The organism is bacterium, assembly GCA_035295165.1.
GTDB lineage: Bacteria > Sysuimicrobiota > Sysuimicrobiia > Sysuimicrobiales > Segetimicrobiaceae > JAJPIA01.
The window spans coordinates 14,880-40,708 of record DATGJN010000031.1 but is presented as its reverse complement, the minus strand read 5'-3'; the positions used below and the strand labels follow the sequence as shown (position 1 = coordinate 40,708).

The window sequence follows — 25,829 nt, the reverse complement described above, 5'->3', positions numbered from 1 at the left end:
ACAGCCGTGACGTGCGGCGGGCGATCTCGGGCGGCACGGTGGTCACATGCGACGAACAGGATCGCATTCACGACGACGGCCTGGTCGTCTGGCAGGGCGGCCGGATCATCTATGTGGGACGCCGCGACGGGTACACGCGGTCGCCAGACGAGCAGTGGCTCGACGCCTCCGGACACTACGTCCTGCCCGGACTGATCAATCTCCCTCTGTGACAGAGGTTTCCATCCGCTAAATCGATGGCGTCTATAGCACAGTCTCCACGGGCAGTTCTTTAGTAGTCTGGAGGATCATGTTCAGATCGGGCGGTTCTGATCGGGGGGTGGGACATGCCGTCGGACGACACGTTCACCGACGAACAGCGTGCGGGCGCTGAGTATCGAGGTGGACATGCTCGGTTGCTGGCAGGGCCAGGCACTGGCAAGACTCAGGTAATGACGCATCGCGCACAAATCCTCGTGCGAGACGCAGGAATCAACCCCGAAGAAATCCTAATCCTGACTTTCACGCGCGCCGCTGCAGCTGAGTTGCGCTCACGGCTGCGTAACAATCTTGGGGCCGACGTACCCCTGCCTCGAGTCTCAACGCTGCATGGCTTTGCGCTCCGGCAGCTACTCAGGAACTCCGAGCACGCCGCGGTCCCGCAGCCGATTCGTATCGCCGACGACTACGAACAGAGGTGGGTGATCGAAGAAGATCTCGCGCAAATTCTTGAACTCAAGATCCGCGATGTCCAGCACCTCTTCCATCTGCTCTCGAACGACTGGGAGTCACTGAGGGCCGATGTCCCGGAGTGGGGTGCCGCGTTTGAGCGAGACCATCCCCGGTTCCTGGGCGCGTGGCGGGAGCATCGCGCAGTGTTCGGTTACACGCTACGCGGTGAGCTCGTCTATCAGCTCAAGAACGCGCTCGAACAGCGTGATATCCGGATCGATCGGCCAACGGAGTTGCTGGTAGATGAGTATCAAGATCTTAATGCTTGCGATCAAGCTATCGTCCGCCGACTGGCGGCGATGGGCGCACACGTATATTCGGCAGGCGACGATGACCAAAGCATCTATGGATTTCGGTTCGCAGATCCTACGGGAATACGAAGATTCACGGAGGACTTCGAGGGAGCCGCTCCCTTGACACTGCGCGTCTGTCACCGATGTGCGCGCAACATCCTTCGCGCGGCGCTTCACGTCGCGCGACAAGACCCCGACCGCCTTGAAAAAGAGCTCGTGCCCCGAGAAGGTGCGGAGGAAGGCGACGTGCGCTTGTACCGTTTTTCAGATAATAGTCAGGAGACGCGAGCCACCGTTACGTTATGCGAGAGGCTGATCGCAAACGGCGTCAGACCCCGCGACATTCTGATTTTGTTTCGGTCGGACCGTAATGGCGTGTTTTCGGAGCCGATCCGTGAAGCTCTGGCAGCCCGCGGCATCCCCGTGCTCACGAAAACGGATCCTCTCGCTGCCCTTAACAGCCCAAAACATCCCGGTCGCCAGTTCGTTGCCACGTTGCGTCTGATTAGCGATCCCACAGATAGCCTCGGCTGGCGGACGTTGTTGAAAGAACGGCCGAACGGCATCGGAGACGAGACGCTGATGCGAATGTACCAATACGCCCGCACACAGGGACGACGCTTTGGACAGGTACTCGATGAAATTGGTCCAGTTGTGAGATCGAAGGCGGGAGCCGTCGCGACGGAAGTGGCTACAATCAGAACGTTGGTGATGGGCCTTCCCCACCTCTCGGGAGAGAGTGATGATCTTGGCGCCGCCTTGACGGAGATCGCGGCATCAACAATCGATGACGCAAACATGCGGGAGGAAGTCCTCACGATCTTTCGGACGCTTGTCAGTGAAACAGAACCTGACTCATTGGACACCCTACTCAAAGTCCTTGGCACGTCGCTAGGCGAGGACACTGAACGTGACGCCCCAGTTTCCGATGCAGTGTCCCTCATGACTATGCACCAAGCGAAGGGACTCACGGCGGAAGCTGTATTCATCGTCGCCGCCGAGAACGAATCGGTACCTGGACACGCGGAGACGAAGGCGGAAGCAGATGACGCGCGACGACTGCTCTATGTTTCAATGACCCGCGCCCGACGATTCCTGTACATGACATTCTGCAATGATCGACGAGGCCCGCAAGCCTACACCGGGCCGACGTCAGGCAAGACAACGCGACATCTTACACCATTCCTCACGGATCTGCCAAACGTACCGATTGCATTGTGGCACGATGACTGATGCTCCCAGAGTACAATGGCAGCGGGCAAGGGAGGCGATTGCGGCAAACGTCTCGGCACCAGTCCGCGTGTCGGCGCGCACCTCATCCGTGAGACACGCGCCGAGAAACGGTGGTCGTCAACATGGGGAGAGATGATGCGTCGTCTGCCGCTTGCGTTGCTTACCGCCTTGTACCTGGTTCTTGTCGGAGACGCGCCCAGGCGAGCCCGTTCTGTTTCGCCAGCGACTGGCAGGCCGGGATCTAAGAGTCGAAGTAGCATACACTCATGCGCGCCTTCGCCCGATACAGTCGACATGGACTACTCAGGCGCCAAATCATGGCTGTCCTGCTCAACATTCCCTTCGAGGCGGTCGAGATCATCGTGGAACCTGACGGGTCGTCCGGTGGTGGAGCGATCGTCTATGGACCGGAAGGCTCACGGAGATTCCGGGGCAGCCGAGGGGACTCCGCGTTCGTGGATGGGCTCGACGCGCATCTCCGAGTCTATCTGGCCGGGAAGATCGCCGAGGATCTCGCCGCGGAGCAGCAGGCAGCGGGACCGAGGACACCTCCCCCTTCGTGGCTCGCGGGGATGGAGGGCGATCGCCAGAACATTGTGCGGATGCTCGATGCCCTGCATCCGCGCGACGAGGCGGCCCAGCATTGCCGCTGTGACGTCGCCATCGCTTCGTGCCGCGACCAACTGCGCGCCTTCTGGTCGGCGGTCGAGGCGGTTGCGACGGCCTTAGTCCAGCAGCGCCGCGTGATCTCCAGCCAGGTCCGCGCAATCGTCCGTGCTCGGGGCGGTAAATCCTAGCGTCCACCCGCTCGACAGAACGCACGCCCACTGCGCTCAGGCTCGCGCGCTCGGCCCCCGCCGCGGGATGGGCAGATCGGGACGAAAAATCGGGTCAAGGACGCCTGCGTGCGCACACCGTGTCAAGGTTCCCTCTCCCACGCCCTCACCTTCCCCGCCCGCGCATCTCATGCCATGACGAGATCAACGAGAGCGGGTCCGGACGTGTACACACACAAACCTGTCAAAATCTCAACACGAGCCAGACAACCCCACACCCCCTCCTAAGGTTCCCCCGCAATGTTATCATGACCGCGATCAATTTGCACCGGAGGTGTCGCATGAGCGTGCCCACCCATTCGTTAGGGGACACAGCCATCGAGGAGTGCACGCGCGTGCACCGCGAGCCGCGCCGGGAGCGCAAGAACCGGATCGAACGGAAGGTGGTCGAGCTGCTCGAAACACAGGGCTGGCGGCTCGCTTTCCGAGGCTGGTCGGACTTCTGCGGCTGGTGGAGCGTCAAGGGCGGCCGGTTCGCCTGCTTCGTCGTCCGCGCCAAACGCTCGCACCGGCTCAGACGTGAGCAAAAGCGGATCCTCTACACCCTTGCCAAGTTAGGGATCGACTGTTACCTCGTCGACCTCGACGAGGACGACGACGGCACGGCCCGGATTGTCTACGAGAAACTCGGCCCCCGCTCCGAGCATCTCGATTAGGGCTAACCACCCGGGTAGAATCGTCGGGTTCGACCACGGAGGGGTAGGCGTCGGGTGTTCACGGTAGCACTAGAACATTCCGCGTACGATCCCGCCGTCGACTTGAGTCGTCGTCCCCGTTATAAACTCCGCCGCATCGGACACGAGAAACGCGACCAGGTTTGCGACGTCCGTTGGCTGTCCCATCCTGCCAAGCGGAACTCTACTAATGCGCCTGGCCATCGCCTCCTCAAAACTGATGCCCTGGCGCGCCGCACCTTGTCGCGTAAGCTCATTGCTGGTTTCCGTGAGAATGGAGCCGGGGCACACGTTGTTAACTCGGATGCCAAGCGGTGCAAGCTCATCGGCAAGCGTCTTGGCTAGTCCCAACAGCCCCATGCGCACTGAATTTGCCAAGAGCACCCCTTCGAGCGGCTGTTTGACACTAATGCTCAGGATGTTGACGATCGCGCCCGCTCCAGCCGCCTTCAGGTACGGCAGCGCGGCACGTGTGACGCGCACGTTGCTGAGAAATCCCAGCTCAAAATAGTGTTGATAGTCCGCGTCAGAGAGGTCCGCGAATCTACCGTGTCGAGGCCCGCCCGATAGGTTCACCAAGGTGTTTAGCCCGCCCAATGCTTCCACCGACTCGGAGACAAAGGACTCAATCACCGCGCCGCGACACAGGTCCACCGTCTGACAGAACGGGCGCACGCCACCTCGCGCCTCGATCGCGTCGGCGACCTCTCCAAGCAAGTCTGTGGAACGGGCGCAGATCGCTAGCTGCGCCCCTAGCGACGCAAGGGTCTCGGCAATCGCGCGTCCCAGCCCCTTGCTGGCGCCAGTGACGATTACCTTCCTATCGCGCAGGCTCACGACCACGCTTGCTCCCTCCTAATGTCGCGCCCTCGTAGGATCCACGCCCCGTATGATCGCCCGGCCGCCGGCGACACCGCACCACGCAGCCTCAGTGAACCCTGTACTTTTCCACCTTGGCCCAATCCACTTCGATTCCAAGACCGGGGGTCTCAGTCAGTTCGATCGTTGCGGCGTAGGCGTCGACCGGTTCGATCACAACATCGTCTACCGCCCGAGCTAGCGGAGAGCCATGGCATCCTCTTACCAGGTTGGGCACGACAGCGGCAAGCTGGTGCACCGCGGACAGCCCAATCCCTGACGGAGTGGAACTTCCGGATTGAACGCCCAGGCCCGCGGCTTCGCACACAACCATGATCTGCCGGCTCATCGTGATGCCCCCGAGCATTGGCACCTTTACGTGGACGGCATCGGCGGCGCCGAGCTCAGCGATGCGGAGCACGTCCGCAGCGTGACCGACGCTCTCCTCTAGCATGATCCCCACGGGCGCGCTGTTTCGCAGCCGCGCAAGATCCGCGAGCTGATGGCGAGGCAGAGGCTGTTCCACCCAGTCGACCCCGAGCTCCTTGAATTGCGGAAGGGCCTCCATCGCGGACTTGAACGTGTAGGCTTCGGTCAGATCAAGCTTCAGGCTGATCCCTGGGCCACAGGCCTCCCTGACCGCACGCACGGCCGTGACGTCTCGGCGCCAACCAGACGGATGTCCGCATTTGACTTCTATCTGCCGGCAGCCCTTCCTGACAGCCTGCAGAGCAAACTCGGCCGCCGCCCGCGGCTCCATGAAACCGATCCCGAATCCGGGCCCTTCGACATCGATGCGCGTACGTAGGGCTCCGCCAAGCAATCGCCATAGCGGGAGCCGAAGGGCCTTTCCGACGACATCATAGAGAGCGAGGTCGATGCCGGCCTTCGCAGAATAGTGACCGTTCACAATCTGGTTCATCTTCTGCCAGATCACCGCAATGTCGAACGGGTTCATGCCGATCAATACTGGCGCGAGATAGTGTCGGAGCACGTCTGCGTGCGCTTCGCGTACGGTCGAGTTCCACTTGGGTTCACTGACCGCCTCGCCGACGCCATCGATGCCCTCGTCGGTACGGATCCGCACTATTACGTTGTCCAACGCCGAGAGGGTCAGCGTCGCGATGTGGTGGAGCTCACGATTGGGGATCTGGTAAGGGATGACTTCCACGTCCACAATGCGCATTACCCGACACTCTCCTCATGCGCGGTCAGCGTTAAGTGGCTTTCGAGTTCGGTGGCAATACCGGACACGATCTGTGCAACGAGCCACCCTGTCACCGGCGCAAAAGCGAGCCCGTCGCCCCCGTGCCCACACGCCAATACGAGGCCCGCCGGCTTGCGCACGCGTGCAACGATGGGCCGTTTCAGGAGGCTGTACGGGCGCAACCCGACCGTCTGCGCATTTATAGGCAGGGTCGCTACCCCCGGCATGTATCGGGCCACCTCGTCCAGTAGCCGCTCACGGGCACGCACGGTCGGTGTACAGTCAAACTCCGCCCACTCTCTTGTGGAGCCGATCTTGATGCGTCCGTCGGGTTCTTGCCCGACGACCAACCCCGCGGAAAACCCGTCTGCGCTGGTCCCGGAGTCGACTTTGTTCATCAGATACCGGCCGGACAGCACGCGCCCGCGAAGACAGGGGCCAACGGGATCGGTAAACAGGAGTTCTCCCTTCTGCGGTCGCATCGGCACGCTTACCCCAAGCTTGGCGACAAGCTGTCGGGTCCACGGGCCGGCGGCTATCACCGCCTCATCGCAGGGTGTGTCGCCGAACGGAGTGCGCACCGCCCTGATGCCGTCCGCGGCGACGTCGAAGCCAACGACGGACGTCCCAGTGTGGAAAACCGCACCGAGCCGCGTCGCTCCCGCTGCGATGGCCTGACAGGTCTCGCGAGGTGGAGCTTCCGCGTCCTGGGGCGCATACGTCGCCCCCTGGACATCGTCGGCTACACCGGCAATCCGCGATGCGACTTCGGCTTTGGTGAGGAGATCGATATGAACGTCCTGCGCCTGAAGCCACGCCACCCGATCGAGTAGGAACCGTTCCTCCTCCGCATCTCGAAAGAGGACATAGCTGCCGTCGACCCGGTAAGGGATCTCGAGATCGCGTTTCAGTTCCCCGAACAGCGCTTTGCTTCGCAGATTCAGCTCCAACAGAAACGGCGAGCCCTTGGTCTGATCGAGCACCGCCGAGCCGGACGCGGCCGTGGTTTCCCCACCGATCTCTCCGGTGTCGAACACCGTGACCCTATGTCCGGCGCGTGCCAGGTAATATGCACATGCCGCACCGACGATCCCAGCGCCGACGACCACCACCCGGCGACCGCTGCGCGACATCAGAGCCCTCGCACTGCGCCCGACGCCCGTCCGCGAGGTGTTACGCTGGGCCGGACGGCGGCAGGCCGATCGGCCTTTTGCGCAGCGCGCCGTGCCTCGCGCGTGAGACCCGGCCGGTTGCTCACCCACCGATCCCAGTAGCGGTTCATGTCGTCCGCAACTCTCTGCAAATGGTCGACCATGGCCTGGCGGGCGGCCCACGGATCGTGCGCGCGGATCGCCGTCAGAATGGCCTGGTGATCCACGATGCGCCGACTTCCGACGGCCGTGCGCATCGCGGCCGTGAGCAGATTGTAGCGCTGGTGATCCCGCAGTAGGCGCACCAGCGAAAACAGCACCCGATTCTGCGATGCCCTGGCGATTTCGTGGTGAAAGGAAACGTCCTCCGCGAGACCCAACTCCCCACGATTGATGCTGGCGGCGTGCTTCGCCAACAGTTCGTCCATCTTGCGGATAGCAGAGGCCGACGCGTGCACCGCGGCGAGCGCCGCGATCTCTCCCTCGATCACACGGCGCGCCGACAGAAACTCTAGCAAGTGCGCCCGGTCGCCGCGTCGCAGTAGGTTGAGCAACGCATCGCCTGAACTCTGCAAGCGCGCGTCGGCGTTGAGCTGCCCCAACAAGGCGAGCCCGCGACTGGTGAGCACGCGTCCTTCAACACCATGCCGTTCCACCAGCCCCTCGAATTGAAGTTCTTGTAACCTTCGCCCGACCGTAGGGATGCTGACGGAGAGACCGCGCCTCCGCAGCGCAAAGTTGATGGCACCTTGGCCAATCGGCCGGGGGCTGGCGGCGATGACCTGGAGAATCGCCTGATTGAGTTTCGCCGAGCGGCGGTCCAGCATCGGTGAACTCCGTGCGAGGCTCATGATTCGCCGGCACCCGCGAACGTTTGCACCAACGCTCGGGTGAGCTCGCGAACGTCGCTCGCCACAGCCCGTGGCCGTTCGCCGCCCTTCTCCTCCACGGCCTTCATGACCGCCTGCTTGAGAATCCACCGCAACGCCACCGGGTACGCCGCGATCGCTTCGATCAACGCGGAGTAGGCCGCATCGCCCCACGTTTCTTCGAACGCCGCCCGTTCGTCCCCATAGTTGAAGGCTTGCACGCTAAACCGCGCCTCGTCCCGGAGCGAGGCCCGCAACCGCTCGGTCGCGTCCTCGTCGACCCGGCCGTCGACCACGATGACGCCGTAGTTGTCTCGGGCTACCTCTGCGGACACGAGGCCAGCTGACACATCCGACAGCACGGCGTCAGAGCGCCGTTCAAGCGGGCTCCCGAACCCTCCTCCGCCTTGCGAGCGGAAGGTGACCGTATCCTGAGAATTTAACAACAGCTCGTCAATCATGTGAATCCGCCGCTCGCCCGGGGTATCCTGGTTTACGATCGCGATGCCCAACGAGCCCGGGAACCCTCCCAGCCGCCCCCACGGTCGGAACCGACTTCGCTCCTGGCCGCGCGCGGTCAGGATGGTCTCGGGAGCAAAGACGCGAATTCGTAGCTCGTTCCCGCAGCCGCCCCGGTACTGCCCCACGCCCCCGGAATCTGGTCGCAACCCGTAGCGCTCGACAAGAATCGGCATCTCCGTCTCGATCGTCTCTGAGGGAATGTTGCGAAGAAATCCCCCGCCAAAGTCGTTGCCGTCGATGCCGTCCTTCCAGGGGCGCGCCCCCGATCCACCGGTAATTGGCTGTACGACACCGACCTTGCGGACGCCGGTTTTCACGTCAAGCGTTGAAAGCAGCACGATACAAACCTGCCCAGCGCCCGCGACGGGTAGCTTGTCCGGGGACGCCTGGCTCAACGTCGCGAGCGTGACATCGAGCACGCGGTTCATCGTCGCCGCGCGCACACCGCACGCTGCCCCTGCCTCGGGATTCAACAGGTTACCCGTCGGAATCTGTTGACGCATCGGTCGGACCAACCCGCTATTGTACGGCAATCCGGGGTCCAGGGTGTGGAAGAATCGTGTAATGGTCGGGCTCAGCATAAAGTGACCCGGAGCGTTGAAGCTCGGCATGTTGATCGCACCGCGCACTTGGTGATCGGTCCCCGTGAAATCAAGATGCAGCTCGTCCCCCTGCACGGTCATCCGCAGTCGAATGCGGATCGGCCGGTCAGAAAAACCGTCGCTCTCCATGTAGTCCCAGGCTTCGTACGTGCCGTCGGGGATCTCACGGATCAGCTCGCGACTCCTCCGCTCCGCATAGTCCAAGACCTGCCCGATCCCTTTGGACACGGCGTCTAGTCCGTACCGGTCGACGAGCTCGTGCACACGCCGCTCTGCCGTGTTCAGCCCGGCAAACATCGCCCGGAAATCGCCCCAGTTCTGGTCCGGGATCCGGCAGTTGTCCAGAATCAGATCGAGCAGCTGTTGGTTCAGCTGGCCGCGCTCGACCAACTTGATCGGGCGAAGCCGCAGGCCTTCTTGGTAGACGTCATAACACGCCGGCGTCACACTCCCAGGCACCTTGCCGCCCACGTCACTAAAGTGAATGAAGGTCGACACGAAACATAGGAGTTGTCCTCCGGCAAAAATGGGTTTCACCAAGTAGATGTCCGCCAGGTGCGTCACCATGCCTTTAGTCGAATATGGGTCGTTGGTGACCACCACATCGCCTTCTTGCCAATTCTCAATCGCCTCGACCACGGCCCGACACGGCATGCCGACACCCAAGGCGACCGCGACCTTCAAGGGCATGGCGAAGACCTCACCCTCAGGCGTGAAGAGCACGGCGCCGAAGTCCTGGGTTTCCTTGACGAAGACGGTGTACCCTGTCCGAAAAATCACCGACGCCGTCTCGTCGATGATGGCCTGCACCCGATTGCGAAACACCTCGAGAAATACCCCGTCACGGGCCATGCGTCCATTACCTCCTTCGCAATCCGCAGATCGATTCGAGGTGCCCCGCCGCCCGCGCAGTCGTGCGCGCAATCACGGAGAGAACCTGAGCTCGGTCGAACGCACCAAGTCGTGCAGCACCTCGTCCACTTGAGCGCGGCTGTCGACGCCCCCACCTTCGCGACTGTGCAGGCGCTCGACAAGCTGGGCACGCAGAAACCCACGCATGGGAACCGGATACTGTGCGAGCGATTGGATGATGAGCGTCTGGAGCTTGTCCGGCCACCGCCGCTCGTATGTCTCGCGTTCCTCGCCAATGTCGAACTCGTCGACGTGCCGCACCCGCGCGGCCCGCTCGAGCTGCGTCGCGTGACCATCGACACGCCCGTCGTGCATCACCACGCCATAGTCTGCAAGTGCCGCCCGCTCGGACACGAGTTCGGCCTCCACGTCAAACAGCACCCGCGCGGGATCGCGCTCGAGTGGGTCGCCGTATCCGCCGCCGCCCGGCGTCATAAACTCGACCACGTCGCCGGGTTGCAGGAGGAGCTCGTCAATCTTTCCTAGTTGGACTGGCTCGCCGCCCGCTCGCCGGAGCGCGACTTCGAACAGTGTGCCCGGTCTTCCGCCAAGACGCCCCCAGGGCCGGAACAGCTGTCGCTCCATTCCCCGCGCCGTCATCACCGTGTCCGGGGTGAAGATGCGGACGAACAGTTCGGATCCGCAGCCACCGCGATACCGCCCCGCGCCGCCGGACCCCGGCCGAAGGCCGTAGCGCTCGACCAGCACAGGCATATCGGTCTCGAGGACCTCGGTGGGGATGTTCACAGTGAACCCGTTGTGAAAGTCGATTCCGTCAATGCCGTCTTTCGTCGGCCGCGCCCCCGAACCACCCACGAGCGGCTGAACGACGCCAACCTTGATCTTTCCGGCGGCGGCATCCGGCGTCATGAGGAGCACGATACAGCCCTGACCGGCGCCCGCCGATGGGATCATGTCCGGCGCGGCCTGCGCCAACGTGGCCATCGTGACATCCAAGACCCTGCACATCGTCGCAGCGCGGACGCCGGTTGCCGCGGGCTCCACGGGATTCAGCAGGCTGCCGACCGGCGCGTGGCAGCATATCGGACGTACCAAGCCGCTATTGAAGGGAATGTCCGGACGCAGCGTGCGAAAGAACCGCACGAACGAGTTCACCAGCTGGTAATGGCGCTTCTCCCCGCAGGTGGGGAGGTTGAACGCCGCCCGTACCTGATGAGCGGTCCCGCTGAAGTCGACCTCGATCCGATCCTCCTTGACCTCCATGCGGGCGCGAATGCGAATCATCTCTTGGCGCCCGGTATCCGCCTCAAGGTAGTCCCACGACTCGTAGACTCCGTCCGGAATGGCGCGGATGAGCTCGCGTGCCTGCGCTTCGGCGTAATCGAGTAGGTCTGAAATCCCGTTCTCCAGGGCCGCTGACCCGTATCGTCCCACCAGTTCTGCGACGCGTTCCTGCGCGATCTGCAACGCCGCCAGCAGGGCCCTGAGGTCTCCCCAGTTTTGATCCGGGATCCGGCAGTTACGGAGCAGCAGCGACACGATGTCCTTGTTCAATGCGCCTGCCCGAAACAGCTTGAGGGGCGGAATCCGCAGGCCCTCTTGAAAAATGTCATAGCTCGTGGGGGAGATGCTCCCGGGAACCTTACCGCCCACATCGGATGAGTGGATGAACGCAAGTGCGTGGCACAGACACCGCCCGTCCACGAAAATCGGCCTGATCAGAAAGATGTCCGTTAGGTGTGTGGACATGCCGTTCGTCGAATACGGATCGTTGGTGATGATGATGTCGCCCGGTTCGAGATCATCGACGGCGGACACGGCACGGTGCACCGGGCGACCGATGCCGAGCGTGGTGCCGATGTTGACCGGAGCCGCGAATACCTCGCCGGCGCAACTCGCGAGGGCCGTCGCAAAGTCCTGGGTCTCCTTCACAAAGACCGTATAGCCCGTCCGGGCCACGACCGACGCCATCTCTTCGGCGATGGATTGGACGCGGTGCTTGAGCACCTCGAGGAAGACCCGATCGGTACCCATTCAGACGCTCGTTCCGATCAAGTTGCCGTGGCGGTCGGCGGTGACCACGAACCCCGGGGGCACAAACGTGGTCGTATCGTACTGCTCGACGATCGCCGGCCCTTCGAACGAAGCGTCCGGTGCGAGGTCGCTGCGATCGAAGACCCGCGCCACCCATGGTTTGTGATCGAACTGGATCTCCCGCGACGCGGTCGATCCCTTGCGCCCCCCTGGTCGATACGATTGACGGTCCCAAGACAGACGAGGCTTGGGTACCACGCCCACCACCGTGCTACGAATGTTGACCAGCTCAACGGTCGCATCGGCGTCCGAATACCCGTAGATCGCGAGATACCGGGCATGAAACGCCTCGAGGACCTCGCGCAGGTCGCCGATTTTCGAGGGCAGCGCGACGTTGATCTCGAACGCCTGGCCAAGATAACGCATGTCCGCCGTGCGCAGGAGATAGTGTTGAGCTGTCAGCTCGCCGCCGCGCACCTCTGAGAGGAACCAACTCTTGGCGCGTTTCTCGAGTTCGAGAAACTCCCCTTCCAACTGGTCGGCCGTGGTCTCATGTGTGTTGCGATAGACCGTCTTCACGAAATCGCTCCGGATGTCGGCGACCACACCGCCGAGTGCACACAACGTCCCGGGGCTGGGCGGAATGATCACCTGACGCACGCCGAGTTCCCGCGCCAGCATGAAGATGTGCGTCGGTCCCGCGCCGCCATGGGCCAACAGGGTGAAATCTCGCGGATCGAACCCTTTTCGCGCCATCAGGGGGGAGAACTGCGCGTACATCTTGGCCGTCGTCACCTCGAGGATGCTCTCCGCCGTACTGACCGGGCTGAGCTCCAACTGGACTCCCAACCGGGTCAGCGCACGATGGGCGAGATCCGGCTGCAGCGGCATCTCCCCGCCAAGGAATCTCGACGGATCGATCAAGCCGAGCGTCACGTACGCGTCCGTGACGGTAGGGTGCTGCCCGCCCCGCCCGTAGCACGCTGGTCCGGGTTCGGAGCCAGCGCTCTGCGGGCCGACTTTCAACACCTGTGCCGAGTCTACCCACGCAATCGATCCGCCGCCGGCGCCGATCGACGAGATGTCGACCGCCGTCATGATGACCGGAAAGTCTCCCACCTGATTTTCGGTCGAGAATTCAACCTCGCGGTTGATCACCGCCACGTCGGCGCTGGTGCCACCCATATCAAGGGTGATCAGGCGTTCGAACCCAGCAAGCTTCCCGATATAAGCGGCGCCAATGACCCCGGCCGCGGGGCCGGAGAGGAGGGTCGACGCCGCCGAAAGGGCGGCGGTGTCGGCGGTCATCATGCCGCCGTTTGACCGCGTGACGAAGAACTTGGTCGTTAACCCCTTATCGCGCAAGCCCTGCTGCAATCGGGCCAAATACCCTTCCATCCTGCGGCCGATGTACGCGGTGAACACCGTCACGAGCGCCCGCTCATATTCCCGTTGCTGCGACAGCACTTCGTGGGACGCCGACGCAAACAGTTGCGGGAACTCCTCCCGGATGAGCGCCACCGCTTGCCGCTCGTGCTCTGCGTTCTTGTAGGAATGCAAGAAGCACACCGCGATGGCTTGGATTCCCTGGCCCACGAGGCGTTGCACCGCGGCCCGAACCTCGGCCGGATCGAGCTTCGCATAGACTCTTCCGTCGCCGAGCAGTCGCTCACCGATCTCGGCGACCCATTTCCGAGGGACCAGCGGGATCGCCTTGTCGCCGTAGAAGTTGGTTGTGCTCGGTAGGCGCAAGCGGCCGATCTCCAGCACATCCCGGAATCCTTTCGTCACGAGGAGACCCGTGGGAACGCCCGATCGCTCGATGATCGTGTTCGTTGCGAGCGTCGTCCCGTGAACGAACTGACGGACCGAGGACACCGGGACGCCTCCACGACGGCAAATCGCGTCGATGCCTTGGAGGATGGCAGTGGCCGGCTCGGCCGGCGTGGTCGGCAGCTTGAGCGTGTGTACGCGACCGTCGTGCTCGTCCACCAGGGTCAAGTCTGTAAACGTCCCTCCCACATCGACGCCTAACCGATAACTCTTATCCACCCTCTCGCCTCCTCGTGCTGCCGGACGTGCGCCGCCCCGCCGCGCGTGCATTCATTGAGCCCCGAAGCGGTACATGAGGTGCGCCAGCATCAGAACCGTCTCCCGAAAGTCGCTCAGCCGCAGGCTCTCGTCGGGAGCGTGCGAACGAGACTTCCAGTACCCGGCCCCAATGCTCACGACCGGCACCTTGAGCAGCGGCGCCAGATCATGACGTGGGCCCGTGCCGGCGGACGTGGGAGACACGATCACCGTCCGTCCGGTCGATTCCTCGACGACCTCTTGAGACAATCGCACGAACGGGTCCGAGAGATCGGTGCGCCAAGGGAACTCGGCGGCGAGCACGGTCAGCGAGATGTCCGTGTATCCGAGGACGTCCAGGTGTTTTCGCACGCTGCGCGCCACCTCGTGTGGATCCTGATCCGGGACGAGGCGAAAGTCGACTTTCGCATGCGCCGCGCGCGGAAGAACGGTTTTTTGCCCTTCCTGAGTGTACCCGCCCCAGATTCCGCAGATCGTGCACGTGGGCGCGAAAAACAGTTGCCGAACCGCGTTCGGTCCATCGACTTCCCCGAGCAGTCGTGCCGGTTCGAACTGGCGGCGGACATCCTCCACAACATCCAGCGGAATCCGCTGGACCGCCTCCGTCTCCTCAGCGGTGGGGCGCCGAACACGATCGTAGTGCCCCGGGATGAGCACCGTGCCGCGCTCGTCTTTGAACGTATGCAACGCGTGGACCAAGCGAAAGGGAGCCCCTTCCACCAACGCCCCAAACATGGAGTGAAGATCGACGTGGCCGACGCAAGCCTCGAGTTCAAGGTAGCAGATGCCCTTGCATCCGCACACCATGTGCAACCGCTCGGTCGAGTCCCGCTCCGCGTACTCCCACACGCACGCATCGGCCGCCAAGAGCTTCGCGTGGGCGCGCACCACGGCACCGAAATTGACACTTCCGATCTCTTCCTCACCCTCGATGACAAACTTGATCCGGCAGGGGAGTCCCCCATCAACTGCCGTGATGGCCCGGATCGCAGCGATGCGAGTGAGCAGATCCCCCTTGTTGTCGGCGACGCCCCGCCCCAGCAGCAACCCATCACGCTGGGTCAGGTCGAAGGGTGGAACCGTCCACTCGTCAACCGGGTCGGCCGGTTGCACGTCGTAGTGGTCGTAGAAGAGCAGTGTCTTGGCTGACCGTCCGGCAAATTCAGCGGCGACGACGGGGTTCGCGCCGCCATGCTCTAACACGGTCACGGCTCCCCCGGCTGCACGCAAGAGAGCCGCCACGGCTTCGGCGGCCTCACGGATCCCTCTCCGCTGCGCCGCCACGGACGGGATAGCAACCAGCCGCCGAAGATCTTCGAGCGTGGTAGGCAGATCACGATCCACGTGTGCTTCGAGTGTCGCTCTTGCGGTCACCGTTCACCTCCGATCCGTCGGTCTCCACGAAGTGGCGTATGGGCACTGCGCACTGCGCCTCAAGCGGTCGCGCCCGAGTCCGGCTCCGGCTCTCTGTTCCCCAGCACCTGCGGCAATTCGCGGGGTTTCAGCAGCACGACGAGCATCACCGCAACCGCAAGCGCAATCACAATCAGGAAGACGGACAGCGCAGCGATGACCGGGTCCTGATAGTGCTCGAGGTAATAGAACATCGCCACGGGGAGCACGATGTTGTGGGTCTTCACAAGGAAAATGGAGGTCTCGACTTCGTCCCAGGAGGTGATGAACGCAAAGAATGCGCTGACAATGAGTCCGGTCCGGATTTGGGGGAGCACGACACGAAAGAATGTTTCCACGGGCGTCGCGCCCAGGTCCATCGCCGCCTCCTCCAACACGCGGTCGGCGCCGATCAGGCTCGCGGAAAGCACGGAGATCACGAACGGCAGTGCGACCATGACGTGTGCCATAACCACGCTGTCCAGGCCCCCGAAACGATGCAGGAGCACGACGTAGATAAGTATCCCGACCCCGAGGGCAATCCGCGGCACGATCAACGGCGCAAGAAACATCGCCCGAACCAGCTCCCGCCCGAAGAACCGATACCGCACGAGCGCCAACGCGGCAAGGGTGCCCACCATCAGACTGACGGCCATGGTCGCTAGGGCGACGATCAGCGAGTTCAGAGCCGCATGAGTCAGATCGTCTTGGTGAAATAACTTTACAAACCACTTCGTGGAAAGCCCCGGCGGGGGAAAGACACCGTACGGCGCGCTGCTGAACGCGTACACAACAATCAACGCGATCGGTGCCAGCACGAAGAGAAGCACGAGTGCCAACCAGAGGAACTGCGCCGTCGCGACATAGTCCACCGCCCTTGGTCTCATGTCCGGGACACATCCGCACGCTCGTAGATCTGTCGCGTCAACCGATTGGTGAGGATCAGGATGGACACGATCAGCCCGAGCGTGATGAAAACCACGACCGACGCAAATGACAGATTAACGCCCTCGACGTCTCGGAAAATCAGACCACTTAACACTTGCACCCTGCCGCCTCCCATAAAAAACGGCGTCACGAACGCGCTGATGGTGAGAGTGAAAACGATCTGACAGCCGCTGATGATGCCTGGGAGTGTGAGCGGAAGCGTGACCCGTCGGAACGTGACCCAACGACTCGCGCCCAGATCGCCCGCAGCCTGCTTCAAGTCCGGGTCCAGCTGAGTCATCACGCTAAGAATGGGAAAGACCATGAACGGCAGCAGAATGTGGACCATCGCAATCAGAATGCCGGTCATGTTGAAAATAAGCGAAACAGGATCGCGCACGATCCCTAGTCGCAGCAGCGCAAAATTGAGCAGCCCCTGTTTGGACAGAAGTAACAGCCACCCGTAAGTGCGCACAACCACACTCACCAGGATAGGAGACACCAGTACGACATAAATCATCACGAGAATGCCCGGGCGGCGGATGCGTGTGATTGCCTGCGCGACCGGGTACCCTACGATGAGCGTCAGCCCGGTGACCAGCAAGGCCAGCGTGAGCGTTGTCCGGACGACGTGCCAGTAGAACTCATCCGTCACGAACTTCTGCCATCCGGCGAGCGTGAACCGCGGCGTCTCGCTCAGGAACGGATACACGCTGAGCACCAGCAAGACCGCCATGGCGACCCAGAAAATCCCGAGAGTCAGGGTCATGGCCGGCATCAGCAGCGGCACCTGTACGAACCGCTGTCGGAGATGTCGCAGGTGGCGGGATCCTCCAGCCGTCGTCACCGCGGTGCCCTTGCCCTACTCGCGAAGCAGCACGGCGCTCTCGCGCGCCCAACCGATCTGCAATTTCGCCCCAGGGCTCAACCCGTCCGCCTGGTCGCTGTGAACCTCCGCCGTCACGACGCACGACGCGGCGATCCGCACCCGACACCGGATGATCGCCCCCATGAAGATGACTTCCTGCACCGTCCCCTCCCAGCGATTAGGATAGTAGTCAGCTGCGCGCCCGATCTTGACGTGTTCCGGGCGGATGGACAGCGCAAGTGCCGTGCCAGAACTGGCCGGTGCATCGGCAGCACCCACGAGCACGCGAAGAGAGTGACAGTCTACCCGGAGCATTCCGTCGGCCTCCGCACCGATGACACGCGCTTCGAGCACGTTCGCTTCACCGATAAACGTTGCGACGAAGCGGGTCCGTGGTCGGGCATAGATCTCGTAGCTGGTACCGATCTGTTCCACTCGGCCGCCGCGCATCACCGCGATCCGATCGGACATTACTAAAGCCTCGCCTTGATCATGCGTGACATATATGAAAGTCGTACCGAGCCGGTGTTGTAGCGCCTTCAACTCGCTCTGCATCTGAAGGCGTAGCTTGAGATCAAGAGCGCCGAGCGGTTCATCCAACAACAGAACCGCAGGTTCGTTGATAAGGGCGCGCGCGATGGCAACCCGCTGTTTCTGTCCTCCCGACAGATGTCGGATACTCCGGTCTCCCAAACCTACGAGATCGACGAGTCCCAGGACCGCCGCCACCTTGCGGTGGACATCCCGCGCGGGGGTACGCCGGACACGCAACCCGAACGCGATGTTTTCGAACACGCTGAGATGAGGGAACAGCGCCAGTTGTTGAAACACCATGTTCGTCGACCGGCGGTACGGAGGAACACCGGTGGCCATGCACCCGCGAAGAAAGACATCACCCTCCGAAGGGAACTCAAATCCACCGATGATGCGAAGCGTCGTCGTCTTTCCGCAGCCCGACGGGCCGAGGATGGAAAAAAACTCTCCTCTACGGATTTGCAAGGATACGTGATCTACCGCGAGCACGGCGCCAAACCGCTTTGTCAGGTCGCGCACCTCAACGTCTATCTCCGCCGGCATGCTCGGACGGGCGGGCGACACACCCCCGCGAGAGGATGGCTCGGTCAAACCAGGTCCCGTCGGGCCGTGCTCAATGCATCTTGGCGACGACTTCCTTGTCCCATCGCTCTCGCCACATGGTGTCGCTCGCCGCGACGGTAACCCAGTCGAGCTGAATCGCCCGGGCGGCTTCCTTCGGATCGAAGATGCTGAGGCCACGCAGGCTCGGAGGCGCGATGTTCTTGATTGTGGTTGGCGCGTGGTAGGTCTCCGCGGCCCATCGCGACAACCATCTGTCCGACAGCATCACGTTGATCACGTCCTCGGCGATGCGTTTCTGCGCCGGGGTAACGCCCTTGACGATGACGAAGTACAAGGGAATCGCGATCCCGCCCTCTTTAGGGATGACAAATTCGATCGGCGCTCCCTGTTGCTTCCAGACCTCCACGTTGGCGCCGTCCTGCGCGGCAAGCCAAGCATCTCCGTTGACCAACATGTTCCGCAAGTCGTCGTTTCCGTTGTAGAAGGCGGCAAACTGATCGGCGTGTTCCGACCAGAGTTTGAACCCCGGGTCGATGTTCTTTTCGCTTCCGCCGTTCATGCGTGCCGCCATCACCAATCCGTTGTAGTACCAGAGATATTTGATCGTGGTAACCTTGCCTTTGAAGCGCGGGTTCCACAGGTCCGCCCACGACGTCGGCGGCTCCTTGACGAACCGCGTGCTGTACGCCAGCCCCACCGGCGAGAGACAAAACGCCACGCCGCGATCACCCGGCCGCCGGTACGCCGGTAGGATGTTCTTCAAGTTCGGGACGTTGGCGGGGTCGAGGCTTTCCCACAAACCGTCGCGGTCGCCCTGGGTTGTCCACTGGACGTTCTGATAACCAAAATGCACCAGCGGTTGATTGGGGGTCAGCTTGTACGCGCTGAGCATCTTCGGGTAGATCTCGTAGTTCTGCCCCTCGAGCACCTCGATCGTGACATCGGGATGGCTTTCGTTGTAGGAGCGGGCGACTTCGTGCGCGACGGCGGGCAAGGTGCCGCCCGACCAGACAAACATCGTGAGTTGCTGGTGGGGCGCCGCCGACGTCTGGCGCAGGCCGATCGTAGCCCCCGCAATCTGTGCCAGGGCAAACACGCCAAGTCCGGCGGCGGACCGAAGCACCTCTCGCCGCGTTACGGAATTCGTCAGCCTCCTAGCCACAAGGCAACCCTCCCGACGGTTGGCGTAATGAGATCACGGTACACCACGGCCCGACCAAGATGACGTATGAGACACGACTCCCATGTTGCCGCTTTAATGTCGATCACGAAGCCGATCTCCTGTAGAGGAACGGGCGCCTCCGATCGATAATCAATCATCTGTGATGATCGACATCGTAACAAGTCTCACTAGACGTGTCAATGATTTTGCCCCGCGCGGCGTCGCGCCACGCCGAGCCCGATGGGGCCGATTCGATCTCCGTGCGCATCCTCGGCCCCGGTGCACGACCATTGGATGGGGAAAGCACACCAAGAACGTTTTGCGCTTCTCCTACATCACCCTGAAGGTGACCCATGAGCTACCTTAGCCGGGGTGTGTTTCAGGACCGACTCACACGCATTCGGGCAGCGCTCGACGATGCCGATCTCGCGGCTCTCGTCGTCGTTACGCCGGAAAACTTCCTGTACGTCTCCGGATACTTTCTCGATGTACAACCGTGGGAACGTCCGGTCGCCGCGATCCTGCCGCGAGACACCGATCCGTTCTTGATCATGCACGAGCTATCCACCAACGGTGTCCGCCACGCGAAGGATCACGCGTCGATGTGGATTCCCGACGTCCAGTTCTACGTGGAACACCACCGGATGGAGCAACGCACGTACGTGACGCCGCAGTGGCCACAAATGGTGGCGGATCTCTTGCGGAAGAAGGGCATCCAGCGCGGACGCGTCGGCGTAGATCGTCTCGGCGGACCGATCAGCAGCGTACCAGAACTGCTACCGGCGATTCACTTGGTACCGGCTGCTGGAATCCTGAACGAGATGAGGCTCGTCAAGTGCGAGGAGGAACTCGTCCTGATACGGCAGGCCGCGGAGCTGAGCGACTGGGGACAGACGCGGTACCGCGAGCACCTGGCGCCGGGGCGCGCACTTGCAGAAATCGACACGCTCGTTGCGCATGAGATGGCGAAGGAGGCGATTCGACGTTACCCCGAGTATAAGGTGGAGATTCGAGTGTTCGGCCGAACCGGGGCCCGTTCCGCCTGTCCGCATGGCATCGCCGGAGACTATGGCCAGGTTATTGAGGCCGGCGATGGACTCATCAATATCATCCTTCCGCAGCTCAACGGATACGTCTGCGAAAACGAGCGCACGTTTTTTGTTGGCAGGCCGAACCGCGCACAGGCCAGGGCGTTCGAGGCGATGGTCGACGCACAAGCGGCCGCGACTCTCGCATTTGTGGCCGGATACCCGACAAGCGAGGCAGACGCTGCCGCGACCCGGGTCCTGGAACAACGCGGGTTCGGCCACGCGATCTTCCACCGTACCGGGCACGGCATAGGCCTCGCTGGCCACGAGTACCCCGATGACATCGCCTTTAACCACCGCCCCTTGGCGGAGCATCAGGTCTTCAGTTGCGAACCGGCAGTCTACCTGTACGGTCTCGGTGGCTTCCGACATGACGACACCATCATAGTGGGAAAGACCGCGGCAGAGGTCACGACCACCTTCCCCCGAGACCTGGAAGCCGTGACCGTAGCAATCGCCCCATGACCATCGAGATTCACGCCACGAGGTGATCCCGTGACGCTGCCGGTCGTCTGTCTGTTCGCAACGGGCGGCACCATCGCGTCCACAACCGCCGACGGGGGGCGCGGATACCGCCCCGCACTCAGGGCCGATGAACTGCTGAATCGCATCCCCGAACATTCGCAGATCACCCGTCTAGAGATCATCGATTTTAGCCGTGTGGCAAGCGAGGATTTGACGCCCACGATGGCCCTGGAGTTGTGCGGGCAAGTGAACATCGCGATGCGCCGCGCAGAGGTGGCCGCAGCGGTTGTTACGCATGGGACCGGCACCCTGGAAGACACCTGTTTCCTCGCGGATCTTTTCATCCGGGGTGACAAGCCGTTCATTGGTACGGGGGCGATGTTCAGCGCCTCCGCCTCCAACTGGGATGGCGGACGCAACTTACTCGATTCACTCCTGGCCGCCGTAGCACCCGCCTCTCGTGGAAAGGGCGTCTTGCTGTGCATGAACGGCGAGCTACACGCGGCGCGAGACGCAGTGAAAATGCACGCTTCCAGCCCCAGCGCTTTCGAGTCTCCGGGCAGCGGCCCAATCGGTTGTGTGGACGATGGACAGGTCGTCTACTACCGGTCGCCGACACGACGGTATGCCTTCCCATCCGAATCAATCGACCTCCGCGTAGAAGTCGTGAAAATCGTGCAGGGATCCGAAGACCGTCTGCTACGCGCCGCCCTCGCACTCGGGATCCGTGGCTTGGTAATCGAAGGTCTCGGAGGACGTGGCACCGTTCCTGCGTGGCTGATACCGGCAATCCGGGAAGCACGCGCGCAAGGCGTGGTCGTAGTCTTGTGCACGCGTTCCCCGCGAGGACGAGTCGCATTCACCACGTCGGCGAGAATGGTCGAATTGGGTGATATCGGCGTGATTTCCGGAGGCGATCTGCCCGCCCACAAGGCACGACTGCTGCTGATGGCGGCACTCGCGCAAACGAGTGACGAGAACAGCGTTCGAACGATCTTTTCGAACGTCGCGCCGTAGACGCAAGAACTCGTCCCATGCCCTGGGGGTGAAAAACGTCCCCAAGCGCAGCCTGTGGTCTCAGACCTGCCTTAGCTCTCAAGATAATGGGCCTGATTTTCTCTCCTGGAGCCCCTGGTGGAAGGAGTGGTGGATTTTTGGGGCCCACCAGTTTGCGAGGAGGGAATCCGCCTTGGATGAGCTACCCGGGGTGGGGGATCGGGTTCATCCGTGGAGGGCCGCGGCTGCGGGAGCGGCACGCCGGCGACCGGACCGAGCGCGGCGATTCGAGCCCACCGTCCGCGATCGCGTACCGCGCGGGACCGGTGCTGCCGCCGTGAATGATGCTGCTGAGATCAAGGTATGGGTGGAGCTGCGGCTCGGAGAAATCCTGACGGAGACCGTGAAGCATGGCGGACACAACAAGAAAGCAGAGTCGGGCCACACGACTCTGCCCAAGGACATCTCTCGTGACCAGTCATCGACTTGGCAGAGACTTGCGTCGGTTGGGGAGCGCGAAGTCGGACGGCGCCGAAGCGGACGGGCGAGGATGGTGCGGTAGGTATCCAGATACCGGGTCAAAGGTTCGACGCGGAAATCCTCGCCCGCCACGGCGAGCAGACGGGGCAAGGCGGGTATCGTAGCAGCGATCCGTGAACCCGGCGGGCCACGTTCACCCGTCCAGCGGGGCTGATAGGCTGCGGTTAGGCTGTACACGGCGGTTCAGGCGAACCGGCGATCGCGCGCAAACCCTTGAAAACATTGGTGGAGACGACGGGATTCGAACCCGTGACCCCCTGCTTGCAAAGCAAGCCGCATCCCCCTCTTCTCCGGACCGTATCTGACGCGGCCTGCCGACGCGCGACCCCTTGCTTCGCACAATCCACCTCCTCTCTCCATCTATTTAAGACAGGCGCGGTTTCGTCCAGTTGGTGAGAGTTCCCTTCAAATGGATGGGACGTCCCCCGAGGTTCGGCCTCGAAAGGTCAGCAGGAGATTTTCCGCCCAGGTGGTAGTAAGGTCGGGACAAAACAGCCTCGACGGTGTTGCCGCAGCCAGGGCGTTCACCGGAGGTCGCTCAACGCGGATCGGGAGAGAAGGCCCGCGCGAGTACGGCTGGACCCGACGAAAAGGCTGATAGTCGGGACCGTTCAACGGGACGCATTTAGGAGCAGGCTTCACCGGAGGGGTCAACGGAGTTGGCCCGGTGTCACCGGAGGCGGCTCCGTGCGGTAGCCAGCGCGGACTGAGGGTCTCTTGATGGGGCGCCACCCCGTCAAGGGGCCTTTTTGCTTTCTTGGGGTTCTGCACAAGCGCAAAAGGAGGGTGAGCCGATGAATCACGACGACTCCGCGCAAGGCACCGCTGAACAGGAGGCAACCCCACAGGAGATCACGCGGGCCGCACAGTTTGCGGAGGAGACCCGAAAAGCAACGGTGCTGTTCCATGACCCCGACGATCTCGGCTATGCGGTATGTCCACTCGGCGAACGCACCTCGGCAAACTACGCGATCACGTCTACGGCGTTCGAACGCTGGCTCGTATCGCGGTACCTGGACCTCTACAAAGTCGTGCCGAGTGAAGCCGAGGTACGCAGAGTCGTGCGCCTCTGCGACGCCCTCGCACTTCACCAAGGCCCGCGCAAACAGGTGCACCTGCGGATCGCGGAAACACCGCGCGCAATCTATCTCGACCTCTGCGATAAGCGGTGGCGGGCGGTCAAAATCGAAGCAACTGGATGGCGTGTCGTCACTTTGCCGAGGGTGCACTTCCGCCGTGCGCAGGGTATGTTGCCGCTGCCCGTACCGAGGCGGGGCGGTGATTTAACCGACCTACGGCGGCTCCTCAACTTCACACAGCCACACGAATGGACCCTCGCCATGTCCTGGGAGTTCGCCACCGTACAGAACCACGCGTCGTTCCCCGTGCTCTGTCTCCACGGCGAACCAGGTAGCGGCAAGACAACGGCAGGCCTCATGCTTCGAAACCTCGTCGATCCCAACACCGCTCAACTAGCGGCGCCGCCGACAACAACGCGGGATGTGATGATTCGGGCGCACAACGCCTGGATCGTCGGCTGGGACAACCTCAGCGAGATCTCCGTGAAACTCTCCGACACGATCTGCCGGCTTGCGACCGGCGCCGGTTTTGCGAAGCGGCGGCTATACACAGATACCGATGAAACCGTATTTACCTACCGCCGGCCAGTGCTGCTCACCTCGATTACGGACGTGGCGACACGCGGCGACTTGCTCGACCGGGCGATCATGCTGCACCTCGCGACGATTCCGAAAGAGCAGCGCCGCAGCGAGTCCGAGTTACTGGACCAATATCGGACACTCCGCCCCGCGCTGCTAGGCGCGATGTTGACGGTGATCGCGGGTGCGCTGCGCGATCTCCCCGACATTCGACTCGACGAACTGCCTCGCATGGCCGACTACTTCCGCTGGGTGATCGCCGCCGCGCGGAGCATGGGGTGGACCCGTGAGGCAGTTACGGACGCCGAGACAAAAAACCGCGCGGAGATTAATGCGATGGCCCTGGAAGCGTCGATCCTTACATCACCCCTCGTCACGCTCCTCGAACAAGCCGAGCGCGGCGCGTATAAGGGGCAGACCCGTGGATTGCGCACGGACAATCAGGGCGTTCTCTTCTGCCCTGCCACCCTGCTGCGCGATACGCTTCGCAAGATGGTCGACGAGGCCGACCGCAGTCATAAGGTCCTGAAGTCGCTCCGCGCAATGCACGACGAGATCGTGCGGATCCAAGGCAACCTCCGCAAGATTGGTGTCATCGTCGAGCGCAATCGCACGTCGAAGGAGCGCGGGTATCGCATCCGGCGCGGGCGATCAGCGTGACGCTTGTGACGCTTGTGACACATGGGTTCGCCACGAGAAGTTGTGCCGCGAAAGACTATCGGCCCGTTAAGGTCCCGCGCACAGCAGTGTCACAAGTGTCACAACCGTCATGGGCGGAAGTGCCACGTGGCAGTCTGACGACCGCTCGATCAGCGGACCGGCGCAGGGGGCATCAGCAGTTTCAAAACAAAGCCTAGCGGTGTGGTACAATCACGCCCGCACACCGCTCGGGGAGGATAACATGGGCGCGAATGTCAACAATCGTTCATTCCAGATCTCATCCGTGATCCTATTCGTGGGTTTCATTTTAACGGCACTCAGGAACTGGGATACGGGGTGGATCATTGCGGCCGCTACGCTTGTTCTCGCCGTGATCGCCTATACGCAACTTCGGGGGCTGCAAAACACGGCAACGGGGGATTTCGTGTTCCGCTTCAACGAGGCGTTCTACTTCTCGGACAAGGACAAGAAGCAAAACCAACAACTGATCGAGGCGTTAGACAAGACGCCGCCTGACGCGATCTTCGCCCAAGACGCCATCGGGCACACCTCTCCGCACGACCGCGCGTTTTGGGATGCTGTCACCGCCTTTCGCCGAAAGGAACACGCGGAAGGCGACGGCAAGTTCGACGCCTACCATGTCGATAGTTACCTTGGGTATCTTGACGCGCTCGGCACGTACTGGCAGGAGGGAATGCTGGACTTCGACGTGATCTCGGACGTGTTCGGTCATTACGCGCTCATTGCGTTCCGAAATGGCGAGATCACCGCGTATGTTGATTGGTGCCGAGCCGAGTACCAGAATACGGAGTACTATCGCCCCGCCCAAGATTTCTATGACGAGGATAAGAGAGTGTCCGAGAAGCACAAGCCCTCCTAAGCGGTGGGTGTAGACGATCACCGAGATGACTCGTTTCTCGCCGCGCACGTCAGCCGCTGCGCTCACCGCTATGCTCGTCGCGGAGCCTCCAAATCTGATGCAGACTCCGCTTGAATATTGACGGAATCGAGCGGTTTTCAC

Annotated in this window: 21 protein-coding genes and 1 tRNA gene; 9 read left to right on the top strand and 13 right to left on the bottom strand. The window is 62.3% G+C overall.

Going from position 1 to position 25,829, the window contains the following annotated elements:
* The 4 genes from VKZ50_04645 to VKZ50_04630 all read left to right on the top strand — a co-directional run.
* Nucleotides 1-212 (top strand): hypothetical protein (locus tag VKZ50_04645; protein HLJ59001.1); only part of this gene is annotated, 212 nt, incomplete at its 5' end.
* A 114-nt stretch (nucleotides 213-326) separates the two neighbouring features.
* Nucleotides 327-2,237, top strand: a complete 1,911-nt coding sequence (locus VKZ50_04640; GenBank protein ID HLJ59000.1) for an ATP-dependent helicase — start codon at nucleotides 327-329, stop codon at nucleotides 2,235-2,237.
* Nucleotides 2,238-2,554: 317 nt separating this feature from the next.
* Nucleotides 2,555-3,034, top strand: coding sequence for a hypothetical protein (locus VKZ50_04635; protein HLJ58999.1), 480 nt, complete (start codon nucleotides 2,555-2,557; stop codon nucleotides 3,032-3,034).
* Between the two features lie 320 nt (nucleotides 3,035-3,354).
* Complete coding sequence (locus tag VKZ50_04630) at nucleotides 3,355-3,729, top strand: hypothetical protein (protein ID HLJ58998.1); 375 nt, start codon at nucleotides 3,355-3,357, stop codon at nucleotides 3,727-3,729.
* 69 nt (nucleotides 3,730-3,798) lie between these two features.
* On the opposite strand, the gene VKZ50_04625 is transcribed toward VKZ50_04630, so the two are convergent.
* From VKZ50_04625 to VKZ50_04570, 12 genes are all read right to left on the bottom strand, one after another.
* The gene (locus VKZ50_04625) at nucleotides 3,799-4,590 is read right to left on the bottom strand and encodes an SDR family oxidoreductase (GenBank protein HLJ58997.1); all 792 of its coding nucleotides are present in this window, start codon (nucleotides 4,588-4,590) and stop codon (nucleotides 3,799-3,801) included.
* Nucleotides 4,591-4,675: 85 nt separating this feature from the next.
* A complete protein-coding gene (locus VKZ50_04620) occupies nucleotides 4,676-5,791 on the bottom strand; it encodes an enolase C-terminal domain-like protein (protein ID HLJ58996.1) in 1,116 nt (371 codons plus the stop codon).
* The gene (locus VKZ50_04615; GenBank protein ID HLJ58995.1) at nucleotides 5,791-6,945 is read right to left on the bottom strand and encodes an FAD-dependent oxidoreductase; all 1,155 of its coding nucleotides are present in this window, start codon (nucleotides 6,943-6,945) and stop codon (nucleotides 5,791-5,793) included. The genes VKZ50_04620 and VKZ50_04615 overlap by 1 nt, the downstream gene beginning before the upstream one ends.
* Nucleotides 6,945-7,790, bottom strand: coding sequence for an FCD domain-containing protein (locus VKZ50_04610; GenBank protein HLJ58994.1), 846 nt, complete (start codon nucleotides 7,788-7,790; stop codon nucleotides 6,945-6,947). The genes VKZ50_04615 and VKZ50_04610 overlap by 1 nt, the downstream gene beginning before the upstream one ends.
* Nucleotides 7,791-7,810: 20 nt before the next feature.
* Nucleotides 7,811-9,808: a hydantoinase B/oxoprolinase family protein gene (locus tag VKZ50_04605; protein HLJ58993.1), complete on the bottom strand. Its 1,998-nt coding sequence runs from the start codon at nucleotides 9,806-9,808 to the stop codon at nucleotides 7,811-7,813.
* A gap of 72 nt (nucleotides 9,809-9,880) precedes the next feature.
* A complete protein-coding gene (locus VKZ50_04600) occupies nucleotides 9,881-11,863 on the bottom strand; it encodes a hydantoinase B/oxoprolinase family protein (protein ID HLJ58992.1) in 1,983 nt (660 codons plus the stop codon).
* Nucleotides 11,864-13,915, bottom strand: coding sequence for a hydantoinase/oxoprolinase family protein (locus tag VKZ50_04595; GenBank protein HLJ58991.1), 2,052 nt, complete (start codon nucleotides 13,913-13,915; stop codon nucleotides 11,864-11,866).
* A gap of 51 nt (nucleotides 13,916-13,966) precedes the next feature.
* Nucleotides 13,967-15,328: a M20/M25/M40 family metallo-hydrolase gene (locus VKZ50_04590; GenBank protein HLJ58990.1), complete on the bottom strand. Its 1,362-nt coding sequence runs from the start codon at nucleotides 15,326-15,328 to the stop codon at nucleotides 13,967-13,969.
* A gap of 59 nt (nucleotides 15,329-15,387) precedes the next feature.
* Nucleotides 15,388-16,233, bottom strand: a complete 846-nt coding sequence (locus VKZ50_04585) for an ABC transporter permease (GenBank protein ID HLJ58989.1) — start codon at nucleotides 16,231-16,233, stop codon at nucleotides 15,388-15,390.
* A complete protein-coding gene (locus tag VKZ50_04580) occupies nucleotides 16,230-17,063 on the bottom strand; it encodes an ABC transporter permease (GenBank protein HLJ58988.1) in 834 nt (277 codons plus the stop codon). The genes VKZ50_04585 and VKZ50_04580 overlap by 4 nt, the downstream gene beginning before the upstream one ends.
* A gap of 72 nt (nucleotides 17,064-17,135) precedes the next feature.
* Entirely contained in the window at nucleotides 17,136-18,218 is a 1,083-nt protein-coding gene (locus VKZ50_04575; GenBank protein ID HLJ58987.1) for an ABC transporter ATP-binding protein, read from the bottom strand.
* Nucleotides 18,219-18,288: 70 nt separating this feature from the next.
* On the bottom strand, nucleotides 18,289-19,362 hold the full coding sequence (locus VKZ50_04570; protein ID HLJ58986.1) for an extracellular solute-binding protein: 1,074 nt from the start codon (nucleotides 19,360-19,362) through the stop codon (nucleotides 18,289-18,291).
* A gap of 392 nt (nucleotides 19,363-19,754) precedes the next feature.
* Here VKZ50_04570 and VKZ50_04565 point away from each other — a divergent pair, with 392 nt between their 5' ends.
* The 3 genes from VKZ50_04565 to VKZ50_04555 all read left to right on the top strand — a co-directional run bounded on the left by VKZ50_04565 (nucleotide 19,755) and on the right by VKZ50_04555 (nucleotide 22,291).
* Entirely contained in the window at nucleotides 19,755-20,954 is a 1,200-nt protein-coding gene (locus tag VKZ50_04565; GenBank protein ID HLJ58985.1) for a Xaa-Pro peptidase family protein, read from the top strand.
* Between the two features lie 30 nt (nucleotides 20,955-20,984).
* A complete protein-coding gene (locus tag VKZ50_04560) occupies nucleotides 20,985-21,971 on the top strand; it encodes an asparaginase (GenBank protein ID HLJ58984.1) in 987 nt (328 codons plus the stop codon).
* Nucleotides 21,972-22,147: 176 nt separating this feature from the next.
* Nucleotides 22,148-22,291 (top strand): hypothetical protein, encoded by a 144-nt coding sequence (locus VKZ50_04555; GenBank protein HLJ58983.1) that lies wholly within the window; start codon nucleotides 22,148-22,150, stop codon nucleotides 22,289-22,291.
* 422 nt (nucleotides 22,292-22,713) lie between these two features.
* Here VKZ50_04555 and VKZ50_04550 read toward each other — a convergent pair.
* Nucleotides 22,714-22,782 (bottom strand) — tRNA-Ser (locus tag VKZ50_04550).
* A 502-nt stretch (nucleotides 22,783-23,284) separates the two neighbouring features.
* Here VKZ50_04550 and VKZ50_04545 point away from each other — a divergent pair.
* Together VKZ50_04545 and VKZ50_04540 are read left to right on the top strand one after the other, a co-directional pair.
* Nucleotides 23,285-24,808: a hypothetical protein gene (locus VKZ50_04545; GenBank protein HLJ58982.1), complete on the top strand. Its 1,524-nt coding sequence runs from the start codon at nucleotides 23,285-23,287 to the stop codon at nucleotides 24,806-24,808.
* A gap of 241 nt (nucleotides 24,809-25,049) precedes the next feature.
* Entirely contained in the window at nucleotides 25,050-25,688 is a 639-nt protein-coding gene (locus VKZ50_04540) for a hypothetical protein (GenBank protein ID HLJ58981.1), read from the top strand.
* Nucleotides 25,689-25,829: the final 141 nt, after the last annotated feature.

Bases quoted from the DNA above. Each gene is read 5' to 3' on its own strand.
- VKZ50_04575 (HLJ58987.1), bottom strand. From the start codon at position 18,218: ATGCCGGCGGAGATAGACGTTGAGGTGCGCGACCTGACAAAGCGGTTT.
- VKZ50_04565 (HLJ58985.1), top strand. From the start codon at position 19,755: ATGAGCTACCTTAGCCGGGGTGTGTTTCAGGACCGACTCACACGCATT.
- VKZ50_04555 (HLJ58983.1), top strand. From the start codon at position 22,148: ATGAGCTACCCGGGGTGGGGGATCGGGTTCATCCGTGGAGGGCCGCGG.
- VKZ50_04630 (HLJ58998.1), top strand. From the start codon at position 3,355: ATGAGCGTGCCCACCCATTCGTTAGGGGACACAGCCATCGAGGAGTGC.
- VKZ50_04600 (HLJ58992.1), bottom strand. From the start codon at position 11,863: ATGGGTACCGATCGGGTCTTCCTCGAGGTGCTCAAGCACCGCGTCCAA.
- VKZ50_04635 (HLJ58999.1), top strand. From the start codon at position 2,555: ATGGCTGTCCTGCTCAACATTCCCTTCGAGGCGGTCGAGATCATCGTG.
- VKZ50_04605 (HLJ58993.1), bottom strand. From the start codon at position 9,808: ATGGCCCGTGACGGGGTATTTCTCGAGGTGTTTCGCAATCGGGTGCAG.
- VKZ50_04620 (HLJ58996.1), bottom strand. From the start codon at position 5,791: ATGCGCATTGTGGACGTGGAAGTCATCCCTTACCAGATCCCCAATCGT.
- VKZ50_04640 (HLJ59000.1), top strand. From the start codon at position 327: ATGCCGTCGGACGACACGTTCACCGACGAACAGCGTGCGGGCGCTGAG.
- VKZ50_04545 (HLJ58982.1), top strand. From the start codon at position 23,285: ATGAATCACGACGACTCCGCGCAAGGCACCGCTGAACAGGAGGCAACC.
- VKZ50_04615 (HLJ58995.1), bottom strand. From the start codon at position 6,945: ATGTCGCGCAGCGGTCGCCGGGTGGTGGTCGTCGGCGCTGGGATCGTC.
- VKZ50_04585 (HLJ58989.1), bottom strand. From the start codon at position 16,233: ATGAGACCAAGGGCGGTGGACTATGTCGCGACGGCGCAGTTCCTCTGG.
- VKZ50_04540 (HLJ58981.1), top strand. From the start codon at position 25,050: ATGGGCGCGAATGTCAACAATCGTTCATTCCAGATCTCATCCGTGATC.
- VKZ50_04610 (HLJ58994.1), bottom strand. From the start codon at position 7,790: ATGCTGGACCGCCGCTCGGCGAAACTCAATCAGGCGATTCTCCAGGTC.